A 21880-nucleotide genomic window follows, 5' to 3' on the forward strand; every position below is an offset into this window, starting at 1 on the left:
TGTTGTTTCTGTTACTTTTCCGGCACTCGAAGTACATCGCCGGGGTAAATGATAGAAAACCGGCTCTTGTTGTTCAGTCGTTCCAGCTCGCTCATGGGGCAGCACAGCTTGTGGGATATGCTCCAAAAGCTATCGCCCTTTTGCACGGTGTAGGTGGTGTACCTCAGATTTTTCGGCACATCCACTGTCACGCCGTACTGGTCAAAGGTATAGGTCGCCCCGTCAATGTCCTGCTTGCCGGTGAGGGGCTTGCCATCCTTGAAGTACATCCATTTGCCGGAATCGTTCATGGACCAGCCCTGCGCCGTGTCGCTGGAAATTGCCAGCTCCACAAAGCGGCGCAGAACAGCGGACACCTCGGCTCTTGTGGCTGTACCCTGCGGATCATAGAGATTGCCGTTTTTGCCGCTGATGACGCCTGCCATTTGCATCTGCTTCACGGCTTCCTTGGCGTAGGTACTGATTTTAGCGTTATCTGTAAAGATATTTTCGATATGAACCTTCGGCAGAGTATAACCGATGGTCTTGGCATAATTGCTCATAATGACCGCCATCTGCTCACGGGTGATGGACTGATCCGGGGCAAACTTTCCATTGCCAACCCCGTTTACAATGTTATTTTTGCTTGCCCACTCAATGTAGCCCATATAGTAGGCGTCGTCTTGCACATCGCTGAAGCTGCTCTTTGCGTAGCCGCTCACATCGGCGTTTGCAAGCCTCCCCAGCGCCGTGACGAACATTCCTCTTGTCATGGCGGTGTTCGGGCTGAACTTGGTTTCAGAAGTTCCGCTGAACAGCCCACGGCTTGCCACAAACTCAATATCTTCCTTTGCCCAATGGCCTGCAATGTCAGTAAATGCGGTGTTGGCCTGTTTATAGCCGATGCCGTAGGTGGAAAAATGATCGGTGCTGAAGCGCAGTACCTTTTCCACACTGTCATAGACCGAGTTTACCAGCCAATGCACCTTACCCTTGCTGTCCACATACACAGCCTGCACATTCCCTACCTTTTCATTTGCGCCGAGGGTATAGGGGATGGTTACCGATACGCTGCCTGCGCCGAAGCTGCTGACCGCCTTGCCGTTGCCGTAGTTCACCTTGAGGTCAAATACCGGACGGCTGCCGATTGCCTTTTTCGCCTCGCCTGTTAGTTTGCCGCTGTTCGTGCGGGTGGCGGTGATATTTACATCAGATTTTGCCTGCTTATTGATTTCCTGTATGGTCGCCAAATCCATACCGACTCTGATGTCGGGGTTGTCTACCACCACAATGGTGTTGACGATTTTCTTTGCAATGATGGTATCCTGCACGGCCTTTGGTAGATTGACCGTAACATTGGAGCCGGTTTTGTTGCCGGTATCCACACGGAGAACCACCGTGATGCCATTTTGCTCCGTGCCGTTTTTCTTGGCCTCAGCCAGTGCCTTGTTAAAAGCGTCAGTCACAGTTTTGTCAGTGAGGCTCACTGTGACATTGCCCTTGCCGTCCACTGTGCCGGGAACCTTGATTTCTCCCTGAGTGGGTGAATTCGGCTTATCCGGTGCGGGTGGGGTGACGATGACAGGGCTGCTGTTGTCGTTTGAGGAGCTGCCGCCGCCACTTCCAGAGCCACCGCCGCCGGTGTAAGTCCAATGGGCATAGTAGATCACATTTGCACTGACGGTTGTGCTTGCGGAGATTTGAGTTCCACCGCTTGCCGCCGTATACCAGCCGTCAAAGCTGTAACTGCCGGAGCGTGTCGGTGTCGGGAGTGCCCCTACCGCCGTACCAGATGCAACCGAGCGTGAAGTTTCACTGACCGTGCCGCCGTTCGGGTTGAAGGTGACGATGTAGTTCGGAACCACCGTTACAGAGAAACTCAGTTCTACCGTAGCATTGGTGCTTTGGTTGGTGCTTACGGTCAGCGTTTCATTATAATTACCCACTGCAAGACCAGCTTTCGGTGCAACGGTAAAGGTAGCCGTGCCGTTTGCCGCCAGTGTGGTGGTACTGAGTGTGCCGATGGTATAGTTGGTGCTGGTCGGCTGGATCAGCGTCACGCTGGAGTTTCCGGTGTTTGTGATGGTGACGGTCTGCGCTGTCGGGGCACTGTAGCCGATTGTCAGTGAACCAAAATCCTTGGTTACCGGGTCAGCGGTGATGGTATAAGTAGGAGCCGTCGTCACTGCAAAACTCAATTCCACCGTAGCATTGGTGCTATGGTTGGTACTTACGGTCAGCGTTTCATTATAATTCCCCACTGCAAGACCGGTTTTCGGCGTAATGGTAAAGGTGGCCGTACCGTTTGCCGCTAGTGTGGTGGTACTGAGTGTCCCGATGGTATAGTTGGTGCTGGTCGGCTGGGTCAGCGTCACGCTGGAGTTTCCGGTGTTTGTGATCGTGACGGTCTGCGCTACCGGGGCAATATAGCCGATTGTCAGCGATCCGAAATCCTTGGTTACCGGGTCAGCGGTGATGGTATAAGTAGGAGCCGCCGTCACTTCAAAACTCAATTCCACCGTAGCGTTGGTGCTGTGGTCGGTGCTTACGGTCAGTGTCTCATTATGCGCTCCCACCGCAAGACCGGCTTTCGGTGCAACGGTAAAGGTAGCCGTACCGTTTGCCGCCAGTGTGGTGGTACTGAGTGTGCCGATGGTGTAGTTGGTACTGGTCGGCTGGGTCAGCGTCACGCTGGAGTTTCCGGCGTTTGTGATGGTGACGGTCTGCGCTGCCGGGGCACTGTAACCCTCTACCAGTGAGCCGAAGTTCTTGCTGGTCGGATTCGCTGTGATGGTGTAAGTAGGAGCCGCTGTCACAGTGAAGTTCAGGTCTACCGTAGCGTTGGTGCTGTGGTCGGTACTTACGGTCAGGGTTTCATCGTGATTTCCCACTGCAAGACCGGTTTTCGGCGTAACGGTAAAGGTGGCCGTGCCGTTTACCGCCAGTATGGTGGTGCTGAGTGCGCCGATGGTGTAGTTGGTACTGGTCGGCTGGGTCAGCGTCACGCTGGTATTTCCAGTATTTGTGATGGTCACGGTCTGCGCTGCCGGGGCACTGTAACCTACTGCCAGTGAGCCGAAGTTCTTGCTGGTCGGATTCGCTGTGATGGTGTAAGTAGGAGCCGCTGTCACAGTGAAGCTCAGGTCTACCGTAGCGTTGGTGCTGTGGTCGGTGCTTACGGTCAGCGTTTCATTGTAATTGCCCACCGCAAGTCCGGCTTTCGGTGCAACGGTAAAGGTGGCCGTACCATTTGCCGCCAGTGTGGTGGTGCTGAGTGCGCCGATGGTATAGTTGGTGCTGGTTGGCGGGGTAAGCGTCACACTGGAGTTTCCGGTGTTTGTGATGGCAATGGTCTGCGCTGCCGGGGCGCTGTAACCGATTGTCTGTGAACTGAAATCCTTGCTGGTCGGATTGGCGGTGATAGTATAGGTTGGTGCCGCCGTCACAGTAAAGATGAAGCTTACCGTAGTGCTGGTGCTGTGGTCGGTGCTTACGGTCAGGGTTTCAGCGTAATTGCCCACTGAAAGACCTGTTTTTGGTGCAACGGTAAAGGTGGCCGTACCATTTGCTGCCAGTGTGGTGGTGCTGAGTGCGCCGATGGTGTAGTTGGTGCTGGTTGGCGGGGTAAGCGTCACACTGGAGTTTCCGGTATTTCTGATAGTAACAGTCTGCGCTGCCGGGGCAGTGTAGCCCACTGCCAGCGAACCAAAATGCTTGCTGATCGGACTGGCTGTGATGGTGTAGGTAAGAGCTGCCGCCTCGATTTTTAACGGGGCGCTGATATTATTCGCCAAATCCTCCACAACCACATAAATATCTTTCGCCCCCGCCGCCAGCGTAACGGCCTTATCCGTCACTGTTCCGCTTACGGAACCGAGAGAAATGCCAGTGTTTTTCACCGCCGCACTCGTTGGAGTGGACTCGCCGCTGTTCACAACAAGGTAATACGCAGTACCCGCCTCGTCGGTGATAAAGCCGATTGTAGCCGCTGTGTCGCTTGTGCGGGTTACATTTCCCGCCGAAAGCACAGGCGGTGTGGTGTCGGGCGCGACATACGCCGCCGCCTCGATTTTTAACGGGGTGCTGATATTACCCGCCGAATCCTCCACGACCACATAAATATCTTTTGCCCCCGCCGTCAGAGTAACGGATTGGTTCGTTACTGCGCCCGCCGAAACCGCGCCGAGAGAAGCACCCTCTTTTACCTCCGCACTCGTGGGAGCGGACACGCCGCTGTTCACAACAAGGTAATACGCTGTGCCCGCCTTGTCGGTGGTAAAGTCGATTGTACCCTCTGTGTCGCTCGTGCGGCTTACGTTTCCTGCCGAAAGCACAGGCGATATGACGTCAAGCCCAAACTTTAAGTATTTGTAGGTTGGCCAATGCGCCGTGTTGTAGGCGACCGAACCGCTCCCATCGTAATTCGTGCTTGCCCCGCCCTGCACACCGCTGTCCAACGTCGGCGCATATGCTATTGCTCCACTGGAGCCTTGGATAATAGTAGTTGTTCCATTTTGAATCGTTGCGTTGGCGTGGTCAATCGCAATACCGCCAGTCCCTGCCGCGCTCACCGTTCCGCCCGATATGTTCAATTGGCCGGAAGCGCCGGTTTCACCCAAAATCGCTTTTCCATTATTTCCTGTCGCGCTCACCGCTCCACCAGAAATATTTACGGTTCCGTTTTGGCTGTAAATCGCAATACCGCGAAACCCTGTCGCACTCACTGTTCCGTCGGTAATATTTAAGGTATTATTACTGCCTATCCAAATCGCAACATATTCAGTGCCTCCTATCGAGCGCACCGTGCCACCGGAAAGGTTTACGGTGCCGCTGCCAGACACAAAAATCGTCCCCATTGTCCCACTGGTCACCATTCCGCCGCCCGCGCTGTCGGTAATGGTGAGCGTACCGCTGCCCAGATGTTTGATGGCAGAAACAGAACCGCCGTTAAGCGTTTTGCCGTTTAAGTCAATGGTGATGTCGTAGCTACAAGTGTTGGGAATAGTGATTGTCCCAGTGCCGCTATAACTGTCGGAAAGTTTCAAATTCAAATCGCCTGCCGCGCCGTCTATGGCTGATTGGAGAGCCGTAAGGTCGGCAACCTCCGAAAGCACAGGCGGGGTGACAGCAGGCTCAACCTTGATATATTTATAGGTTGCGAGATTCGCCGCATCATATGAAACAGTGGGGGTTCCGCTCTCATTGAGGCTTGCGGTCACCTGCATACCTGTGAAATCAGGAGACCCGACAGAGTTGGTCAATGCCTTACCACTACCGCTTGCGGTCATCGTTCCGCCGCTAACGGTTATTGTTTTCCCTACAATTCCTTGAGTGCCTCCGGTGCTTGTCACGGTTCCTCCGCTGATAGATACGGATTCCCTCACAAAAATTACCGAACTCACTGTGGTAATTGCACCGCTGTTGATCGTTAGATTGTTGCTATAAATTCCAAAGTTATTGCCGGCGGTTACAGTGAGCGAGCCATGCTCTTCCGCACTGATTTGGAGGTCACTCTCGTCAGAAGCAATTCCATATACGCTGTAAGATCCAGAATGCGGAAGAGCAATAGAGTTTGCCCCCACCAATTTGAGGTTAAGACCGAACGGGGCATAAATACCGTAGTTAGCTGCTGAAACCATGTGCGAAGTGGTAATTGCTGCATTGTTCAGTGTGAGGGTATTTGTGTCACTGTCATAGGTGACGGTTCCGTCGTCCAGTACATTGCTTGCGTTGGTGCTGGCCACTTGCACGCCGCCCACCCATATGTCGTAGTTGGTGACAGCGTCAGGTGCCAAAAGCACAGGCGGAGACGCGACTTCAAATTGTAAGCCTATAGGCTGTTTAGCGCCAGTTGCAAACCCTATCAGACCCGAATTCCTCAAAACAGCCCATTGTGCACCGAATGTTGCATCGAGGATGGGTTCATCGTCCGCATAGTATGCGTACAGCAAACCGCGAAAGCCGTCCTCACCTAAGCCCCAGTGAAAAGTGATGGTTTGGCCGACAGCGGCTCGGTATAGATATGATTTAACCATTGCGTTTCCATCATCATCAGGCGCATAATCGTCACTGTCAGCCGTGCTGATTGGAGAAAGGCCGCAGTCGTTGCTCAAAAACCCAAGGGAGGACGGGGACATACGCTCCCCCACAAGGACAATGTAGAAGTCGCGGGTTTCCGCCGACTGTGCCGTCAACGTTGGCTTTTCCCGCGCCTGCGTCTTGTCAATCAGCATTGCCGCGCCAACTGTCACGCTAATTTCCGGTAGCGGGGCGCTGACGGTATAGCCTTCAATCACCGGCGTAAAGGCATAAACGCCCCCGGTGTTTGGGTCATAGTCAGGCGAATTCCATGTTACCGGAATATCCCCGGTGGTTTCTTTCCATTTAGGCTCGGAGGCCGTTGTGGGAGTTGCCGTTTCCGGGCTACCGGAATCCTGTGTGGAATTTTCATCGGCAGGCACGGCTGTCCGCACTGTGGCGGTCAGCGTTTCGGGCAATTCCAAATCTTCAATGGATGTTCCGAGTGATACCGCTTTTTGGGTTTCTGTCAGCGGTGCAAAGCTGATAATTTCTCCGCTCCCGCCAATGGTTGTATGTATTTCTTCCGCCATTGCCGATACCGGCAGCATGGTCACAATCATGCACAGCGCAAGAAACATACTTAATAGTCGTTTGTTCATAAGGTCTGTCCCTCCTTGATTTCTAAACTTGTTTTTCCTTGTTCCAAAAGTTTTTCCAGCATCCCGATTTCTTCCTCAGTGGCGGGGCGAATATGGGATTTTTCACAGGAAGGGCATTCCTTTACCGCTCCCACCCGGCAGAATAAAAAGCCGCAGTCCTCGCAGGCGTAAGTCATGTCATGTCCCCCTTCCGCATAGACAGGTTGATTTTCTTCAAATCCCAAGGAGCTGCTTTTTCTTTGCCTCAAACTCCTGCTGTGAAATCACGCCATCTTCCATGAGTGTCTTATATTTTTTGATTTCTTCGATGGCGTCGGTAGGCGGAGCCATGTTGGTATGTAACGCCCCCATTCCCATCATACCGGGGCCAACAGACTGCTCGGCCATGCCGGGGAAGGCCACCGTCCTAAGTGCAGCCACCAGCTTTTCAATTTCTTCTATGCTTTGCTGGTAGGAGCGGAGGTAGTTGTTCACATCCGGGAGGGTGTTATTAAACCGTGGGCCGTCCATATCACATTTGAGCACCGTCCAGTAGGGGTGGTCGAAATGCAGCTCCACATGAAACGCCTGAAAGGGTTCAGGAATATCAAAATATTGCACCGGTGCGGAGTTATTTACCTTGCCGTCGTCCAGCCTATCAAGGGTTCGTGCCATCCGCTTGTTCGCTGCAATCTGTGCGATTTGCGGCGCCATCGCCATAGCCCGCTCTGTTACGGTGCTGGTATAACGGCGTATGCCTGCCGCTGAACCCTCAAACAGAGGGGTGCTGTCCTCCCGGATGGTAAAGGATTTCAACTGGCTGCCTTCAAACACGGTTTTATCCGGGTTTTTGCTCATACAGAACAGCTTGTTCTGGTAATCAAAGATGATTTTGGTATCCCAAAGGCCGAAATCAATCCGCTCAGAAACCACGAACCGGTCTTTCAGTATTTGGTTTTGATTGTAGAATGCCAGATATCCCCGAAATCCCTGCATTGTCAGATTGCTTTCCTTGTCGGCATCCATATCAATCTTGTTATAACAGTCGTTACAAATATATTCGCCCTCAATTTTCGATGGCAGAATCAGTGGAATCTTGCCGCCACAGATGGGGCAAGGGGGTTTTTTAGAAAATAGACCCATCATCATTTCCTCCATTTGTTCTCATTATCTTGTTCCGCCGCCTGATCCACCGCCAATAGAGCCGCCGCCCCCGCCAAGGGAAGCAAATCCGCCGCTTCCGCCGCTGCGTTTTTCCTGCTCACGCCGCTGTTCGGCTTGCTTCATATTGCTGTAAAGCAAGTAGTGGTAGGAATAGGCGGCCGCCATGCTCCCGCTGTAATCGGTCAGCTCGACAGAAATTTGGGGGTACAGCTCTTTCATCTGCTCCGCCACCTGATCGGCGATACCAAACAGCATGGCATAGGTCAGCAGTTCCCTCCAAATCGGCATTTCCTTGACGCCGCGCTCGGCAATGAGTGAAAAATCCGTCAGATACCGTTTCAGCCCCATCAGCTCGCCCAGCTCCTGTTTACCAGTTGGCGTCAGATCCGTCAGCTTTGCGGGCATATCCCACCGTTTCAGGCAGATTTTTTGATTCAGCCAAGTTCTGCCTGCGTTTTCGCATTTCTGTATGTAGGCGCGCAGCAGTTTGTCGTTTTGACTTGCAAAGTGTTCCAGTTCCTTTGCCTGCAAAGTGGAATCCGGACCGGCCGCGCTTTCGAGCACCGTATAAAGGTACTCGTCATATTCGTTCATACTGCTATGATTGCTGCCCACCAGCCGCAGGCTCACTGTTTCTTTGGTTTTGCCCATCAAACCGATCTGCTGCGTTTCCACGGGGGACAGGCAACCAAGCTGAATCAGCCGCAGCATTCCTGTGGAAAGAATCGCACCGTCCTCACACACATCAAACAGCCGTCCCAGCGCATAGGTGGCACTCAGATTGCCGTCGTTGGGAATGTCCCTGAAATACCCGAACCGCTCTGTAAATCGTTGCCTTTTTTTCTCCGCACGTTTCTTTTTCATTCTGAAAAACCAAATTATCAGCCCAATGGGAAGTCCGATGGACAAAAGCATCGTGACAATCGCTTCAAATGTGGATACTTCTTCACTGGTATCATTGTAATCACTGCCTGAAAAGGCAGTTTCTTTTACTTCCTCAAAGCTGCCCGGTTCCTGCCGTGAGGGGGACAGGATTCCCTTATCCAGTGAAAACAGTACCGTCACATAGTTTTCGGAATAGATCGAACTTTCCGTGTAGGCGAGAATGGCGCCGTCTGAAAATTCCACCTGTCCGTCATAGCCAAACCCCCATATGTCGGCAATTTCATCAGTGATGGGCATACCGTCCGCCAGCCGGATTTCCACCTTCACATCGGTGGGGGTGGTGTTCATTCCATCATTTACAAATCGGAAATTGAACCCGTCCCTGTCGCTATAAGCACCTATCACGTTATCCAGCTTATATTCAATGGCATAACGGTTTTGTCCGTAATTACTGATGCCGAAGCAGATTTCATATCCGCTGTCGGTATGATGGATGCCGCATTTTTTCGCCTTTTCTTCAAAGCTCCAATCAATATTCCACTCCGGTACGGTTTCATAAGCACCGTTTTGGTCGGAGACCGTAAGCTGGCTGATGGTCAGATAATCAGGCGCGTTCATGGGAATATAGCTTTCTGTGCCCTCGTTAAAATCTCCCTCCCATACCTGTGTAACGTACATGGAACCGTCCTCGTAAATGACAGCCTGAATATCCATGGTATTGACCTGATTTGCCGCAAAAGCCGATAAAGGAAGGGAAAATAATAAGGCAAAGCATAGAATCAGTCCGCTTACTTTTTTGCGCATCGGGCACCTCATTTCATGCTGGGCATATCCGCCTTGTCAGCCTGCTCCACAAGATATTCTCTTTGCCCAAAGCCCAGCATCCCGGCAATGGCAGAGACCGGGAACATTCGGATTTCACGGTTTAATTTGGTCACGCTGTCGTTGTAAATCAGGCGGCTGGTGCGCACCATGTTTTCAAAGGTCTGCACCGCGTCCATGGTTTTGATGTAATTTTGATTGGCTTTCAGGTCAGGATACTGCTCCGTTACCATGGCAATCCTGCCAAGGGCTTCTGAAATAACCCCTTCCTGACGCATCACATCATCCGGCGTGGATTTCGCTGTGATGACGCTTCTTCTTGATTTGATAGTTTCAATCAGCGTTTCGCTTTCGTGCTTGGCATAGCCCTTGGTCAAATCCAAAAGGGCCGTCAGCGCATCAAAGCGGCTGGAAAGCTGCACCCCGATCTGGCTCATGGCATTGCTGATATTCTCATCCAGCACCACCAGTCTGCGCTGGGTGGAGATGATCCATAGAACAACGGCCGCAATAATTACGGCGATTGTGATGAAAGTTGGCAGCATAATAAAGTCTCCTTTTTTTATTTTTTAATGGGCAGACAGACTACGATTTTGTCCGTCTGCCCATTTTGTTGCCGGTATTCGTGATTATTCCAATGTGATTACTCTGGATTATCATCGAACTTTTGTGGTTTATCGAGACGATTATTGGCTGAATTCGTTTAAAGCGGCACCGGCTTCAGCAATGAAGGAACGACCTACCTCAATGGCTACCGTCAGAGCACCCATCACTTCCGGTGTGAGTGTTTCAGGGCTGGCAAAGTATTCGTCCGCCTTGATAATTTCACTGGAAAGGTCATTCATAGCAGTGACAAGCTCTTCATTTTCCAAAAGCTCAGGGCTTGCATTTACCTTGTCAGCAATTGCATCAAATTCCTCTGCCATGCTCATAAAATCCTGCGCAAGTGCTTGCTGCTCTGCTGTAAATTCCGTATTCTCAACTTGTGCGGATGTGGAAGGAGACGTTGTGGGAGCAGCGTCGCTTCCTCCGCAAGCTGCAAGGCTCAGTGTCATGGCAAGCGCCATGATAAATACCAGTAACTTTTTCATTTCTAAATCCTCCGTTTTCTGTGGGGTAGTATAGGGGAGATCCCCTGTATTCACTCTATCAAAAATCTATGCTCAGAACCGTTCGTTGCATGAAACATGATTTTTTCGACATGAACGATGAATTAAGAGGTTGAGCCGCCAACTTATACAGGGAGCGGCGCAACTGGTGGGGAAGCTTTATTTGCTCACAGTGATGGTATATTCAGATGTTTTTTTACCATCATACCGTATTTCGACCACCTTAGTTCCTGTGGTTGTGAACTTACGACCTTGTGTCAACTGCACCGTTTTAGAGGTATAAAAGGTGATTTTACCGTTCACATTTGTTTCACTATTACCCTCACCAATCACTGCGTTTAGCCCGGTGGTATCAAAGCCCTCGCCAAGCTTGTAGGTAGTTTTGGAGGGATTTGCCAATATCTTTACCGCTTTGCTTGGTGCAGGTGATGGCGTTTCTTTGGAGGACGGTGCAGTCACGGCGGGCATATCCGCAACTTTGTAACTCTCTCCGGCAAAATAGACGTAGCCGTTTGCGTATCCATATCCATATCCATCAGCCCTGCCGCCGAGAACGTAATAGTCGTTTTTTGCCGCATTGTCAACCACAATATTGCCGTTGCGGTCAAAAACAGTCCAGTGGCGTTCATACGCCGCAGTGTCCAGGTATTCTATTATTTCCCCTTCATTTAATTGGTGCGCCGCCAGTGTGTAACCACCGCCGAGCGGCACAGCAAGACGATAACCATCCAGCTTTTTGATTAACTTCCCCGAATAGTCATATAACTCCACAAATGACCATTCGTATCCGCCCCCTTTGGTGGGTACACCATCCTTATTTACTTCCGTATAGTAAGTGTTTGTGATTACACCATCGCTCCATTGGAAACCAACAGAAGAGGAAGGGTAATATCTATTAGGATTGGCGGGAATGATAACCTTGCCGGTTTTGTTCATCACACCCACCGGGGCATACAAGACCGTATCGCCACGGAAGCCTTTTGCGCCGAGGTATTCAACAAAGCACGTCATGCCGTCACTGTAGCTAAACAGCTTTCCATCATACATATTTTCGCCGCCGTACTGATATGGGATTACAAGTTTCCCCGTCGTGTCGATATAGCCAATTTTGTGATAATGCCAGCCATCTTTGAAACCTTGATACTGGAACACCGCCGCAAGACCATCTTGAAATGAGTGGGCTTCGTCAAATTGAAGTGCTATGACCTCTTTTCCTGTTGTGTCAATAAAACCATACTTGTTGTTAGCTTGTAGTTTCTTGCCGCTTTTCATTACGACTACTGTTTTGCCATTTTCTGTTACACCGTAATCAACGCCATCCCCATTCATAATGGCGCTTACAATATCTTCCCCTTCTATCGCGACGCGCATCAAACCATCGTAAACAATATGTCCACTGGCGGCTGGATAATATTTGAACGGCGTGATGAGTTTGCCCTTGGTGTCGATGTAAGCGGCAGCACCTTTGTATTTATCATAAACTCTGGCTATCCCTTGGGAAAACTTTTCCGCGTCATCAAACCGCGCCTTAATCACGACCTTACCATTTTGGTCTTTGTAACCCTTCAGACCGTTCTCTGTATAAACCGACCAGCTTTCACCGGTAGAGTCAGTGACTGTGCTTGCCGGAATAAACCGAAATTCCGCGTGATTGGGTGCGTCTAAACCCTTATGCGTCCATAAGATAACGGCTGTCCCGTCGGTATTCTTCTCACCGGATGCGTTGACGACAAGTTTTTGGGCTTCCGGCGGTCGCAAACTGAAAATGTCTGTTTTAGTGCCGGTAAATTTATTGGTGTATTCCCAATGGATGAGCCAAGTATACGGGCTGTTTACCGCTTTTACGCGGGTTCCGTCCCCTCTCGTGCCGTCAAGTCCCAAATATCTGCCGTCTTTCATTTTCAAGGTAAATCCGCTGTCGGCTAAGTGTTCCACATAAAAAGCCTCATTTTCAGAGAGTTTCCGCAGTTCAGCACTCCCGGCGGCATTCAAGTTGAGGTAGTTGTTCATACAGCGGAGATAATACCAGCCGTTATCCAAGGCGCTGTCTGATGCCCACTCACCCGCAAACGCCGCCTGCGGCATCAGGGTAAGCACCATGCACAGGGTGAGCAGGATGCCCATAAATCGTTTTTTCATAGTTTTTCCTCCTTTTTGATTGAACGAAATAACATTTATTTCTCCACGTTCAATCTATCAGAAATCTCTCTGCAAAACCGTCCGCTGCATGAAACATGATTTTTTCGACATGAAACATGATTTTAGAGGAAAGTAGGCTCCTGTCTTTTTTGCTTTTAGATGTGAAGCAACACAATATCACATGAAAATAGACGAGTACGCACGAATTTCATCTTGTATTTGCCATAATTTGATGATATACTGTAATCCATTATTTGTATAAACGATTTTCGACTTTTAGAGGGACGTGAGGCGTGTTATGGGTGTCAGTTATAACAAATTGTTCAAACTGATGATCGACAAAAAAATAAGAAAAGGCGAACTGTGTAGGGCGGCGGGTATCAGCAGCGGCTCGCTTCTGAAAATATCAAAAGATGAAAACATATATGTCGATATTTTGGTTCGGATTTGCGGTGTTTTGGGCTGCGACTTTGGCGACATCATGGAGTATGTTCCTGATGAAAATTCCGTTATAAAATCTGAACCCGGTAATCGGCAACTACCCGATTTGTAGGAGGAAAAGCCTGCGAGAGTTTCTGAAGAAGTCTAATAGAACATGGAGGGATGCTTATGCTGCAAATTGCAGTCTGTGATGACAATATTGACGAGCTATCCAATATGGTACAGCTCATCAACCTGTACCGAACATCAAGACATCTAAACTGCGAACACGCCGCCTTTTCAAACGGCTTTGAATTGATTTCGGCCTTGGAAAAAGGAAAGAGGTTTGATATATACTGTCTGGATATTATGATGCCGGGCTTTACCGGCATTGATGCGGCAAAGGAAATTCGCACTTTTGACAAAACCGCACCGATTTTATTCTTCACCTCATCACCTGAGTTTGCTTTGGAAAGCTATTCGGTGAAAGCCATCAACTATGTACTCAAGCCAATTTCAAAGGAGAAACTATTCTTCACCTTTGATGAGCTGCTGGAACAAATCAAAGCGAAAGAAGAAGAGGATGCGGTCATCGTAAAAAGCAATGAGGGGATTCAAAAAATACTGATCTCCAATTTGGCTTTTGCCGAGGTCATCGGCAGAAACGTCCTCTATCATCTGCGCTCCGGCAAGGTAGTCGAATGTACGGAGCCTTTTTCCTCTGTCTGCGATAACCTGCTGAAATATGGGTGTTTTATCAAACCTCACCGCTCTTATCTTGTGAATATGCAGTATGTGGATACCATCGAAAACCATCAGATTACCTTACAGACCCTTTCCGCTGTTCCTGTCGCACAGGGCAAGGCAAAGGAGATTAAGCAGCAATATCTGAATTATCAAATGGAAGGGGAATAAGAAAATGGAGGGAGGTGCTTTTCAATGGCAGTAACAGTGATAGGACTCTTGCGATTTGGGGTTTCTCTGGTCTTTGGCATCACGGTGACTGCTCTCTTTGCGGGAATAGAACCCACAAAGAAAAACAGGTTCACTACCGGTTTGCTCTGTGTCATTTTCCTTTTCGTTCAAACCGCCAGTTGGTGGCTTTTGGGCTTGGATTTGACATCAAAGCTGTATCCGCTGATTATCCATCTGCCGCTGATCGTGATATTCTCTTTATATTATAAGCGCCCGTGGCTCATCTCCGCCGTCAGTGTGCTTTCCGGTTATCTTTGCTGTCAAGCACCACGCTGGTTCGGTTTCATTGCAGGCGCCGCTTTAGACAGCAGACTTGCGGATCACGTTTTTTATGTTGGGGCGATATTTCTGTTCTACTATTTCCTGAAAAAGTATGTTTCGGCTTCCGTCCGGCATCTTATGGAGGTGTCCACTAAATCCTGCTTATTTTTAGGCGGGGTGCCGCTTTTTTACTATTTGTTCGACTACACGACCGCCATCTACACCAATGTGCTTTACAGCGGCACCGAATGGGCGGTACAGTTCATGCCCTCAACAATCTCTGTTTTCTATTTTGTGTTTGTTATCCTTTACTACGCTGAGACACAAAAACAGGCAAGCCTTCAAAGAGAAAAGGATATGTTGGATGCACAGTTTAGATTGGCACAGACAGAATTTGCTTCTCTGCGGCAGTTACAGCAGAACGCCGCATCCTATCGGCATGATATGCGCCACCATTTTGCGCTTTTACAGGGGCTGGCCTCCAAGGAACACATAGAAGGGATTAAAGATTACCTACGAACTGCCCAGTCCGACATGGATGCCATCACACCCACACGCTTTTGTGAAAACGAAACCGTCAACCTGATTTTGTCCGCTTTCGCTACGAAAGCGAAACAAGCGGCAATCGTGCTGGCGGTGGATGCAAAACTGCCTGATTTGCTTCCCTTTAGCGATACTGAGCTTTGCTCGCTCTTGTCAAACGCTTTGGAAAATGCTATCCATGCCTGTGAACAGATACCAGACAGCAACAAACGCATCATCCGGCTGCGTATGTATTCTAAAAATAATAAGTTGTGCATTGATCTACACAATAGCTATCAGGTAGAGCCAATATTCCAGCAGGGGCTTCCAGTATCACAAGAACAGGGGCATGGCTTTGGCACAAAAAGCATAGCTCATATCGTGGAAAAGTATGGCGGTGTATTTCAGTTTTCGGTTAAGGATGGCTGGTTTATATTTCAGGCTACTGCATAAAATATTGTCATTTCTTACAGCAACTATTTATAAAAATGTTTGAACGAAACGTATTCCCAACCTGGGAATACACGGGAGAGTGCCATGTTATTATATTCAAAAACGCAAATCAGCAAAGTACGTTCGTATCCTATTTGACCCCGCTTCCCGGATATGAAGGGTGATATCGAGTCGTAGTGGATTTACCGCCGTGCATGAAAGTTCTCTCCAGCCGATCCCAGCAGGAGCGATACTTTCTATCCCGATATGGCTGGTAAAAACTATCGGCATTTTTCAATGTGCGGGTGAGAGAATAAATTTTCCCTCTCACCCAATGTCAAAAAAGGAGGGGTATTAACCCTGTTTTTCAAAAAACTTTTTTAATTTCTTTTTGGCAAGCATAATTGACTTATGTATGGCAACATGACTGACATTTTCTCCGGCTGCAATCTGGCGCGTTGACATCCCCTTGAAGAAATGTATTACAAACCTGCGTTTTTGTGTTTCTGTCAATTCACCGCTGTCTAATAACTTTTTGGCAGCCCTCATGGCTTGTCCAGCGTCGTTTTTATATATCAGCTCTGTATCGGGGGAAGCCGTGGCAAGTTGCTCGGTTTCCTCCATGCCGTTTATCGTGACATTCAAACGGCTTGTCCGATTTGTAACCACAGCCTGCCGGTGATAAATTTCATCTGACAGGGCTTTCAGTTCCTGAAAATCCTGTTCTGTTTTGCCGGGATTTGTGCGCAGATAATCCTCCATGGTTACCTCTATAATCCCATCCGCAAATTTATATACAATGCCCTGGCTGTACTTATTAAGGGCATAATCGCTGTCCTTATAATTTTTCATGGTCCTTTCCTCCAATCTGTTTTGCTGAAAATGCGAAACAGATTGGAGGGCGGAGAACGACACTGATAAATTGTCAAGTTTTTACATATAAACAAGAAACTTATGACGATAAATATTTTTAATGGTCGGAGATATAAGAAATTTGTTGAAAAGAAAAAGTCAGCATTTTGCCATTGGCAAAATGCTGACTTTTTTAAATTTTTGATATGAAATTGTGGAGGTGAAAAACAATATGTACTGATAGCGCCTTCTCTAGTGAAACCTCATAATAGAATAAATTAATTGAAACATAGCATAACCTCTTTCGCCATAGTGCAGAGTGAAAACCAGCATCCTGATACCTGAAGCATCCCTTGAAAACGGCAAAAGCCTATCCTTCGGATATGAAGGGCAGGCTTTTGCATAACTGTCAGCAGCCAGACTATCGTAGCATCCTAAGACACCTTAGACCCTCGGCTTTGCGTCCCCGGCTTTAACCGGGTTTGCCCATAGCTATATTCATTTTGTTATTCTGTCTTATAGTGGTTCTTGTATATTTCTAATTTAGTTTTGCGCCGCAGGCTCCGCAAAAGCGAGCGCCGGAAACAACACCGGAGCCGCATTTGGGGCAGAAATTTATTTGCGGGTCTACCTGATAGGTGGCAGGTAAATCCTCATCTTCACTGGAGCCTGTCAGAAACAGCCAGTCGATGTCCTCGCCGTCCTCGCATAAGCCGATGGCTCCGGCGGGCGAAACCACATAAAAGCTGTCCTCATCGATGGGGTTTTCACTGTCGCTTGTCTCGGCAAGCACCAGCAAGCCTTTTACATCGTATCTATCATTGGATGTGGCAAAGTTCCAGCTATTACAGCGTGTTACGGCGCATTCCGCCGCCTTCAGCAATGTGTTGAATTGTTCCATTACAGATCCTCCTTCTTTATTTGAACAGCAGATTATTACACCGCTTGCAGCGATCATTCTGTATGGGATTCATCATGGAACACACGTTGCAGTAGATGATGCGGTCTTTCGATTTATCGTATTTCTCGTATGTACCAAACTTCGGATGAAAACGCACCTTGTCGCCTACATCCAGATAGTCATACATATCCCGCCTGCTGTCTTTTTCAACAATAGTCTTTTTTTTACCCGCATCGGTAGTGATTGCCACCGTGTATTCCGTATAAGTTTTTGACGCATCGTCTTTATGCTCGTACTTCTCTTTGCTGAATTTGTTGGTGACGATGCCCTCCCACATGGGCAGTTTGGCTCTTCGTAGAGCAAATACATTGATGATCAGCATCACAAGGGCAATACCGACACCTATGACCGCCGATTCTCCAAAAGGGAAATCATCCATCAGCAGACCAGCGATGGGAAAGCCGATGAGCGGTACGAAAACCAATATCCACATACAGCCGATGGATGATTTTTTGTTTTTCTGCGCGGCAGCCAGTATCTCCGGCGAATTACACCTGTCGGAAAAGCCGACCAGCCCCGCGCCTCCCTGTGGGGGAGCGGAAGATGCCGCTTGGCTTACCTCCATCGGCTCCGGCGTTCTCAAATTCACCGCCTTGCCGCACCCGATGCAAAATTCAGCTCCCTCCGGCAACTCTGCGCCGCAGGCCTTACACACGCCGGGGGCGTTTGTTTGTGTTTTTGCGCCGCAGCTCGAACAGAAAGCCGCGCCCTCCGGCAACTTGTTTCCGCAGTTAGGACAAAACATATCCGTATCACTCCTTGCTTCGATTATTTGAGGTTCCCGGCTCGTCGCGGATTTTCCGGCGGGTTTCCTCGCCGCTGCTTTCTTCTTTTTCCCGCGTCTGGCTGTGCGGATGACAAGTAGCAGCAAAAGCAGATAACCGATGGGCGCGAGAATATGGTAAATAATTGCCACCTCTCCCATCTCGTCAAATTCGCACAGCGCGGCGGGCTTGTTGATGTAGGGGAAAAGGTCAAGGTAGCGGATGCGCTCGGAGCGCGTTTCGCCTTCGTCCAAGCTTGGCCACGCCTCGTCGCTTTGGTACATCACATAGCCCCGATACTCCTTGCCACTTACCACAAACCAATAGCCCTTGGAAATGGTCCGGGAGCGATTTTCCTGTGCGGTCGTATCGTCCCGACGGCTGTCATAGCTGTCCACCGTACCCATTACGCTGTCGCCCCATATCGCCAGAGCCAGCGTAGATAGGCTCAAATACATGGCAAACAGCAGCACGGCGTAAATCAGGATGAGGATGGGGAGGGGGATATTTTTGTCCTTTTTCTTCTTTGCCATCTCGACGCTCCTTTCATTGTTGTTCACTATCCTGCTTTTCGCGCCAGCCCACGCCGAACAGATACAGGATGGTAAGCAGGAAAAGCGGCGGTAATGTGAACGCAGCATAGGAGTAAAGCGGGACGATCAACAGCACTCCCGCCGCTAATTGGATAAGGCCAAGCGTCCGGCACCAGCGATGTCGGTGGAGCCGCTCTGCAAAGGCCAGGCCCGCGATGGCCGTCACCATAGAAAAGATGTACGCTATTCCAGCCGCGAAGCAACCCGCTCCGGCGTAGGTGTAGTCCAGTGCCGCATTGTCAATGAGATTCAAGCACCACAGCAGCATGGGCAGGGCGGCAAGTAACATCAGTACGGATGAAATCCGCAGAAGCACACGTTTCAGTTTGCTATTCATATATTTTTTCCTTTCGGGCTGCGGATTATGATGCACTGCCAAACAAAATCGAACTGCTCCGGTGAGGCGTATATCCTATTTGGCGCAAACCCGCCGCTTAACCGTATCAGATTTTGCTTTTTCACAGCTTTCACCACCCTGACCTGTGCAAACCGTGAGTAAAAGCCCTGCCCTGCGGCGACAAGTCCCATAGCACCGGAATAGCCGGTGGCTGTACAGACTATCGCCGCACTCACGCCCAACCTCCTTGATTTCTTCTGCTGTCCCAATGCTTCGGTGTGCAAAATTCCAGCTTCGTCCATTTCAAATTGCATGGTGTATTTACCCTTATAAAGCAGACAAAGAATCAAATAGGAAAGCCCCATAATCAGAAGCACCGCAGCCGCCGCAATCAGCAGATATCGCCACAGGAAGCCGATCCCCGACGCAAAGCCGTCCATGCCCATGCGGACAAAGCACACCAAAAGCCCGAAGGAGGCGGCAACGCCAGACGTTGCCCCCAACGCCGTATACAGCATGATCGGCTGCCGCCACAGGTTCAGCGTATAGCTCCAGCGCAGCTTGCCGTCCCCGCAGGGAATGACGCCGGGGGGCAGAGTTTCAGCAAGACTCGTCAGCATCAATCAAACACCGTCCTGTCAAAAACATATTGGGCAAGCATTCCACATTAATTAATCTTTTTTTCATTGTAACTCCAGCTGCCTGCTGGGTTACCGTTTATGGTTTGTGACCCCACGCCTGTCATTGTAATGCCTCCGTTTTCACGCGTAAAATACAGCTTATAGATTACCGTAATCTCATCCACGCCCGTTGCATACACCTTTGAATACGTATGTTTTCCATAAGCCATGCCTTTAAGGGGATCGTAGGACAATGTAGCCGGCTCATTGAAGCCGTCGGAATCGGATAAAACCAAGCTATCGCCATCCTTTGCGATATAATTATTGATTGTACCTGACGCTGAAGTTTCATAATTGATGTCATAGGTGCCGATGATTTCATTCAGCGGGAGCCCTTCGCCACTCGCTACCTTAAAGTGTATGTCTTTCGTCTTGTTGGTGGTGTTTACCACCAGCAGAAGATAGCGGTATTTGTCCTCAAGTGTTTTCCTGAACGCCGGGGCTGAAACGCTCGCGCCTTGCTGGATCGTCGTTTCCTTAGAAAGCGACTTCAAAAGCACCAGTTCCTCGCCATTTTGGGCGCTAATACTGACGGCGGCATCCTTATTCAGCTTCTCCCGTTCCTTTTCCGTCATATCAAGTGCAACGACTATCGCGCCATAGGCGGGAACGCTAAGCTCGAATTTCTGTCCATCCTCACTGCTAAGTTTGTCGGCTTTCAGTGAAAGCACCGATGTAAAAAGTGTTACGGCATAGTTGGGGTCAAGCTTTGAGGAAAAATCCTCTGCGGATTTTCCTGCATTATCCACGATGGTCTGATGGAGGATATAGGGCTTATACGCATATTCCGCCCAGACGCTCTCCTCGCCCATTAGGAGCTTTGTGAAGAAATCTATTGCATATTCCGAGGGTGCCCCCACACAGCCGTCTATCCAGCTTTGCCATTTGCTCACCTGCAAATAACCGCCGGTGGAATAGAGGTCGATTAGTCCCGACATCTTATCGTTGCCGGAAAGGGCGTCCGCGCCGTCATACCAGCCGTCCCGGTTCGCCCAGTAAGCGACCAGCGCGCCGCGGGCGTATCCGGCGCTCGCGGAGTCGGAGGCAGGATATATGCCGTCGTAAAGCTCGTATTGACGGGCACTGTGATCGCCTGTGCCGCCGAAATATTTTTCGAGAAATACCGCCGTCGCTTCGTCCAGCCAATTGAGGCGTTTATACTGGGTCGTAACATAGCACTCCTGCACAAAGTGCATAAGCTCATGTGCGAATATGCTCGTGGCCGAATTGAGGTTGAAATTCGTAAACAGCAGGCGGCTGAAATTCATGTAACCGCTGTCAATGCCCCACCAGCTTGAAACATATTGCGCGTAGGTGGGTGTGGCGGCGTCGGCGCTTTTTAGCGTTGTTACATGGATATCCATAGGCCATTCGGTGCGCCTCGACATATCGAAGCCGAACTCCCCGTATTTCGCATAGACCTGCTCCATACGCGAGAGCAGCGCCTCTACGTCGCCCGGCTCCACCGTGGTTGCCATAAACCGCGAGCGGTCAAAGATGAGATTGAAGCGTTGGCTTTGCGAGGCGCTTACGAGCTTGACCTTGAACTGGATGTCAAAGCGCATTTTGTCGCTGTAGGTCGGGGAAACGAAGCCCTTGCCCTTCAAGTAGACGTTGCCGGACAGCTCGCGGTAGCCTGAGGGGGTTATCTTCGCGGTCAGCTCTCCGCCCTGCTCCGAGGCCTCGATATGGTCGTAAACCATGACCTTCTCGCCCGTCTCGTCCTGCATGGAAAAACCGATATCGAGATACAAACGCTCATTTTCCGCAAGGGTCAGATCATCCGGCATTGGCGCGGACAGCGTCACTTCGCCCTCGGGTATGTCCGCAAACGCCAGCTCATAACCGACGGAGACAGCCCCCTCATCTAAGTCGATAGGGGCGGTTTTGGCATTTTCAAGCGTCGCCCCGCCGTATGCGCCGCCGAAATACACGCTCATTCCAGAAAGCTCCGCCACGCCGTTTTCGACGCGGATGTCGCCAAGTTTTTGCGGTCTGTCCTTCACCATAAACCCCGGCCAGCCGTAGAGAGCCACCGCCGCGATCTGTATGACAAGTAGCACGGAAAGCACGATGCACAGCGCATTGCGCCCGCTGTTTCTTTTCGGTGCTGCGGCACTTTTTCTTTTTGGCGTCGCAACGGGCGGAGTATATTCTTGAGGCTGCACCTCGGTTTTAGCCTGCGTCTGCGGCACAGGTTTCGGCTGTGCTGCGGGAACAGGATTCGTAGGCACGTCAAGCACCGTAGCGCCGCATTTGGCGCAGAAGCGAGCGCCGGTATGAAGTTCATTGCCGCAATTCGTACAATATTTCCCCATATCTGCAC

General features: G+C 50.0%; 16 protein-coding genes and 1 riboswitch. Of the genes, 3 read left to right on the forward strand and 13 right to left on the reverse strand.

Features of this window, described 5'->3' with window-relative positions:
• Nucleotides 1-11: 11 nt before the first annotated feature.
• From OXPF_RS07470 to OXPF_RS07500, 7 genes are all read right to left on the reverse strand, one after another.
• A complete protein-coding gene (locus OXPF_RS07470; RefSeq protein ID WP_083479747.1) occupies nucleotides 12-6659 on the reverse strand; it encodes an S-layer homology domain-containing protein in 6648 nt (2215 codons plus the stop codon).
• Complete coding sequence (locus tag OXPF_RS07475; protein ID WP_242854345.1) at nucleotides 6656-6883, reverse strand: hypothetical protein; 228 nt, start codon at nucleotides 6881-6883, stop codon at nucleotides 6656-6658. The genes OXPF_RS07470 and OXPF_RS07475 overlap by 4 nt, the downstream gene beginning before the upstream one ends.
• Nucleotides 6873-7796: a DUF4428 domain-containing protein gene (locus OXPF_RS07480; RefSeq protein WP_242854346.1), complete on the reverse strand. Its 924-nt coding sequence runs from the start codon at nucleotides 7794-7796 to the stop codon at nucleotides 6873-6875. Before OXPF_RS07480 ends, OXPF_RS07475 begins: the two co-directional genes overlap by 11 nt.
• Before the next feature lie 9 nt (nucleotides 7797-7805).
• Nucleotides 7806-9491: a DUF2207 family protein gene (locus OXPF_RS07485; RefSeq protein ID WP_054874577.1), complete on the reverse strand. Its 1686-nt coding sequence runs from the start codon at nucleotides 9489-9491 to the stop codon at nucleotides 7806-7808.
• A gap of 8 nt (nucleotides 9492-9499) precedes the next feature.
• A complete protein-coding gene (locus OXPF_RS07490) occupies nucleotides 9500-10054 on the reverse strand; it encodes a LemA family protein (RefSeq protein WP_054874578.1) in 555 nt (184 codons plus the stop codon).
• 141 nt (nucleotides 10055-10195) lie between these two features.
• Nucleotides 10196-10600, reverse strand: coding sequence for a peptidylprolyl isomerase PrsA family protein (locus OXPF_RS07495; protein WP_054874579.1), 405 nt, complete (start codon nucleotides 10598-10600; stop codon nucleotides 10196-10198).
• Nucleotides 10601-10777: 177 nt separating this feature from the next.
• Nucleotides 10778-12757: a WG repeat-containing protein gene (locus OXPF_RS07500; RefSeq protein ID WP_054874580.1), complete on the reverse strand. Its 1980-nt coding sequence runs from the start codon at nucleotides 12755-12757 to the stop codon at nucleotides 10778-10780.
• 298 nt (nucleotides 12758-13055) lie between these two features.
• Here OXPF_RS07500 and OXPF_RS07505 point away from each other — a divergent pair, with 298 nt between their 5' ends.
• Genes OXPF_RS07505 through OXPF_RS07515 form a run of 3 tightly spaced genes read left to right on the forward strand, consistent with a single transcriptional unit; the run spans nucleotide 13056 to nucleotide 15388 of the window.
• Nucleotides 13056-13310, forward strand: coding sequence for a helix-turn-helix domain-containing protein (locus tag OXPF_RS07505; RefSeq protein WP_054874581.1), 255 nt, complete (start codon nucleotides 13056-13058; stop codon nucleotides 13308-13310).
• 56 nt (nucleotides 13311-13366) lie between these two features.
• The gene (locus OXPF_RS07510; RefSeq protein ID WP_054874582.1) at nucleotides 13367-14092 is read left to right on the forward strand and encodes a LytR/AlgR family response regulator transcription factor; all 726 of its coding nucleotides are present in this window, start codon (nucleotides 13367-13369) and stop codon (nucleotides 14090-14092) included.
• A gap of 24 nt (nucleotides 14093-14116) precedes the next feature.
• Complete coding sequence (locus OXPF_RS07515) at nucleotides 14117-15388, forward strand: sensor histidine kinase (protein ID WP_054874583.1); 1272 nt, start codon at nucleotides 14117-14119, stop codon at nucleotides 15386-15388.
• 333 nt (nucleotides 15389-15721) lie between these two features.
• Here the strand turns inward: OXPF_RS07515 and OXPF_RS07520 are convergent, their stop codons facing one another.
• From OXPF_RS07520 to OXPF_RS07545, 6 genes are all read right to left on the reverse strand, one after another.
• Complete coding sequence (locus tag OXPF_RS07520) at nucleotides 15722-16219, reverse strand: RNA polymerase subunit sigma-24 (protein WP_054874584.1); 498 nt, start codon at nucleotides 16217-16219, stop codon at nucleotides 15722-15724.
• Between the two features lie 408 nt (nucleotides 16220-16627).
• A riboswitch (cyclic di-GMP riboswitch) is annotated at nucleotides 16628-16716 on the reverse strand.
• 41 nt (nucleotides 16717-16757) lie between these two features.
• The gene (locus OXPF_RS07525; RefSeq protein ID WP_054874585.1) at nucleotides 16758-17120 is read right to left on the reverse strand and encodes a zinc-ribbon domain-containing protein; all 363 of its coding nucleotides are present in this window, start codon (nucleotides 17118-17120) and stop codon (nucleotides 16758-16760) included.
• Nucleotides 17121-17136: 16 nt separating this feature from the next.
• Nucleotides 17137-18477 (reverse strand): zinc ribbon domain-containing protein, encoded by a 1341-nt coding sequence (locus OXPF_RS07530; RefSeq protein WP_054874586.1) that lies wholly within the window; start codon nucleotides 18475-18477, stop codon nucleotides 17137-17139.
• 13 nt (nucleotides 18478-18490) lie between these two features.
• Nucleotides 18491-18874: a hypothetical protein gene (locus tag OXPF_RS07535; protein WP_054874587.1), complete on the reverse strand. Its 384-nt coding sequence runs from the start codon at nucleotides 18872-18874 to the stop codon at nucleotides 18491-18493.
• Complete coding sequence (locus OXPF_RS07540; RefSeq protein ID WP_160317176.1) at nucleotides 18871-19494, reverse strand: hypothetical protein; 624 nt, start codon at nucleotides 19492-19494, stop codon at nucleotides 18871-18873. The genes OXPF_RS07535 and OXPF_RS07540 overlap by 4 nt, the downstream gene beginning before the upstream one ends.
• A 47-nt stretch (nucleotides 19495-19541) precedes the next feature.
• Nucleotides 19542-21872 carry a zinc ribbon domain-containing protein gene (locus tag OXPF_RS07545; protein ID WP_054874589.1) on the reverse strand — a complete coding sequence of 777 codons (2331 nt, stop codon included), beginning with the start codon at nucleotides 21870-21872 and terminating at the stop codon, nucleotides 19542-19544.
• Nucleotides 21873-21880 lie beyond the last annotated feature (8 nt).

The sequence above is a fragment of the Oxobacter pfennigii genome (assembly GCF_001317355.1).
GTDB lineage: Bacteria > Bacillota > Clostridia > Clostridiales > Oxobacteraceae > Oxobacter > Oxobacter pfennigii.

Excerpts from the sequence above, each read along its gene's own strand:
- OXPF_RS07470 (WP_083479747.1), bottom strand. The coding sequence starts at position 6,659 with ATGAACAAACGACTATTAAGTATGTTTCTTGCGCTGTGCATGATTGTG.
- OXPF_RS07480 (WP_242854346.1), bottom strand. The coding sequence starts at position 7,796 with ATGGAGGAAATGATGATGGGTCTATTTTCTAAAAAACCCCCTTGCCCC.
- OXPF_RS07485 (WP_054874577.1), bottom strand. The coding sequence starts at position 9,491 with ATGCGCAAAAAAGTAAGCGGACTGATTCTATGCTTTGCCTTATTATTT.
- OXPF_RS07490 (WP_054874578.1), bottom strand. The coding sequence starts at position 10,054 with ATGCTGCCAACTTTCATCACAATCGCCGTAATTATTGCGGCCGTTGTT.
- OXPF_RS07495 (WP_054874579.1), bottom strand. The coding sequence starts at position 10,600 with ATGAAAAAGTTACTGGTATTTATCATGGCGCTTGCCATGACACTGAGC.
- OXPF_RS07500 (WP_054874580.1), bottom strand. The coding sequence starts at position 12,757 with ATGAAAAAACGATTTATGGGCATCCTGCTCACCCTGTGCATGGTGCTT.
- OXPF_RS07505 (WP_054874581.1), top strand. The coding sequence starts at position 13,056 with ATGGGTGTCAGTTATAACAAATTGTTCAAACTGATGATCGACAAAAAA.
- OXPF_RS07510 (WP_054874582.1), top strand. The coding sequence starts at position 13,367 with ATGCTGCAAATTGCAGTCTGTGATGACAATATTGACGAGCTATCCAAT.
- OXPF_RS07515 (WP_054874583.1), top strand. The coding sequence starts at position 14,117 with ATGGCAGTAACAGTGATAGGACTCTTGCGATTTGGGGTTTCTCTGGTC.
- OXPF_RS07520 (WP_054874584.1), bottom strand. The coding sequence starts at position 16,219 with ATGAAAAATTATAAGGACAGCGATTATGCCCTTAATAAGTACAGCCAG.
- OXPF_RS07525 (WP_054874585.1), bottom strand. The coding sequence starts at position 17,120 with ATGGAACAATTCAACACATTGCTGAAGGCGGCGGAATGCGCCGTAACA.
- OXPF_RS07530 (WP_054874586.1), bottom strand. The coding sequence starts at position 18,477 with ATGGCAAAGAAGAAAAAGGACAAAAATATCCCCCTCCCCATCCTCATC.
- OXPF_RS07535 (WP_054874587.1), bottom strand. The coding sequence starts at position 18,874 with ATGAATAGCAAACTGAAACGTGTGCTTCTGCGGATTTCATCCGTACTG.
- OXPF_RS07540 (WP_160317176.1), bottom strand. The coding sequence starts at position 19,494 with ATGCTGACGAGTCTTGCTGAAACTCTGCCCCCCGGCGTCATTCCCTGC.
- OXPF_RS07545 (WP_054874589.1), bottom strand. The coding sequence starts at position 21,872 with ATGGGGAAATATTGTACGAATTGCGGCAATGAACTTCATACCGGCGCT.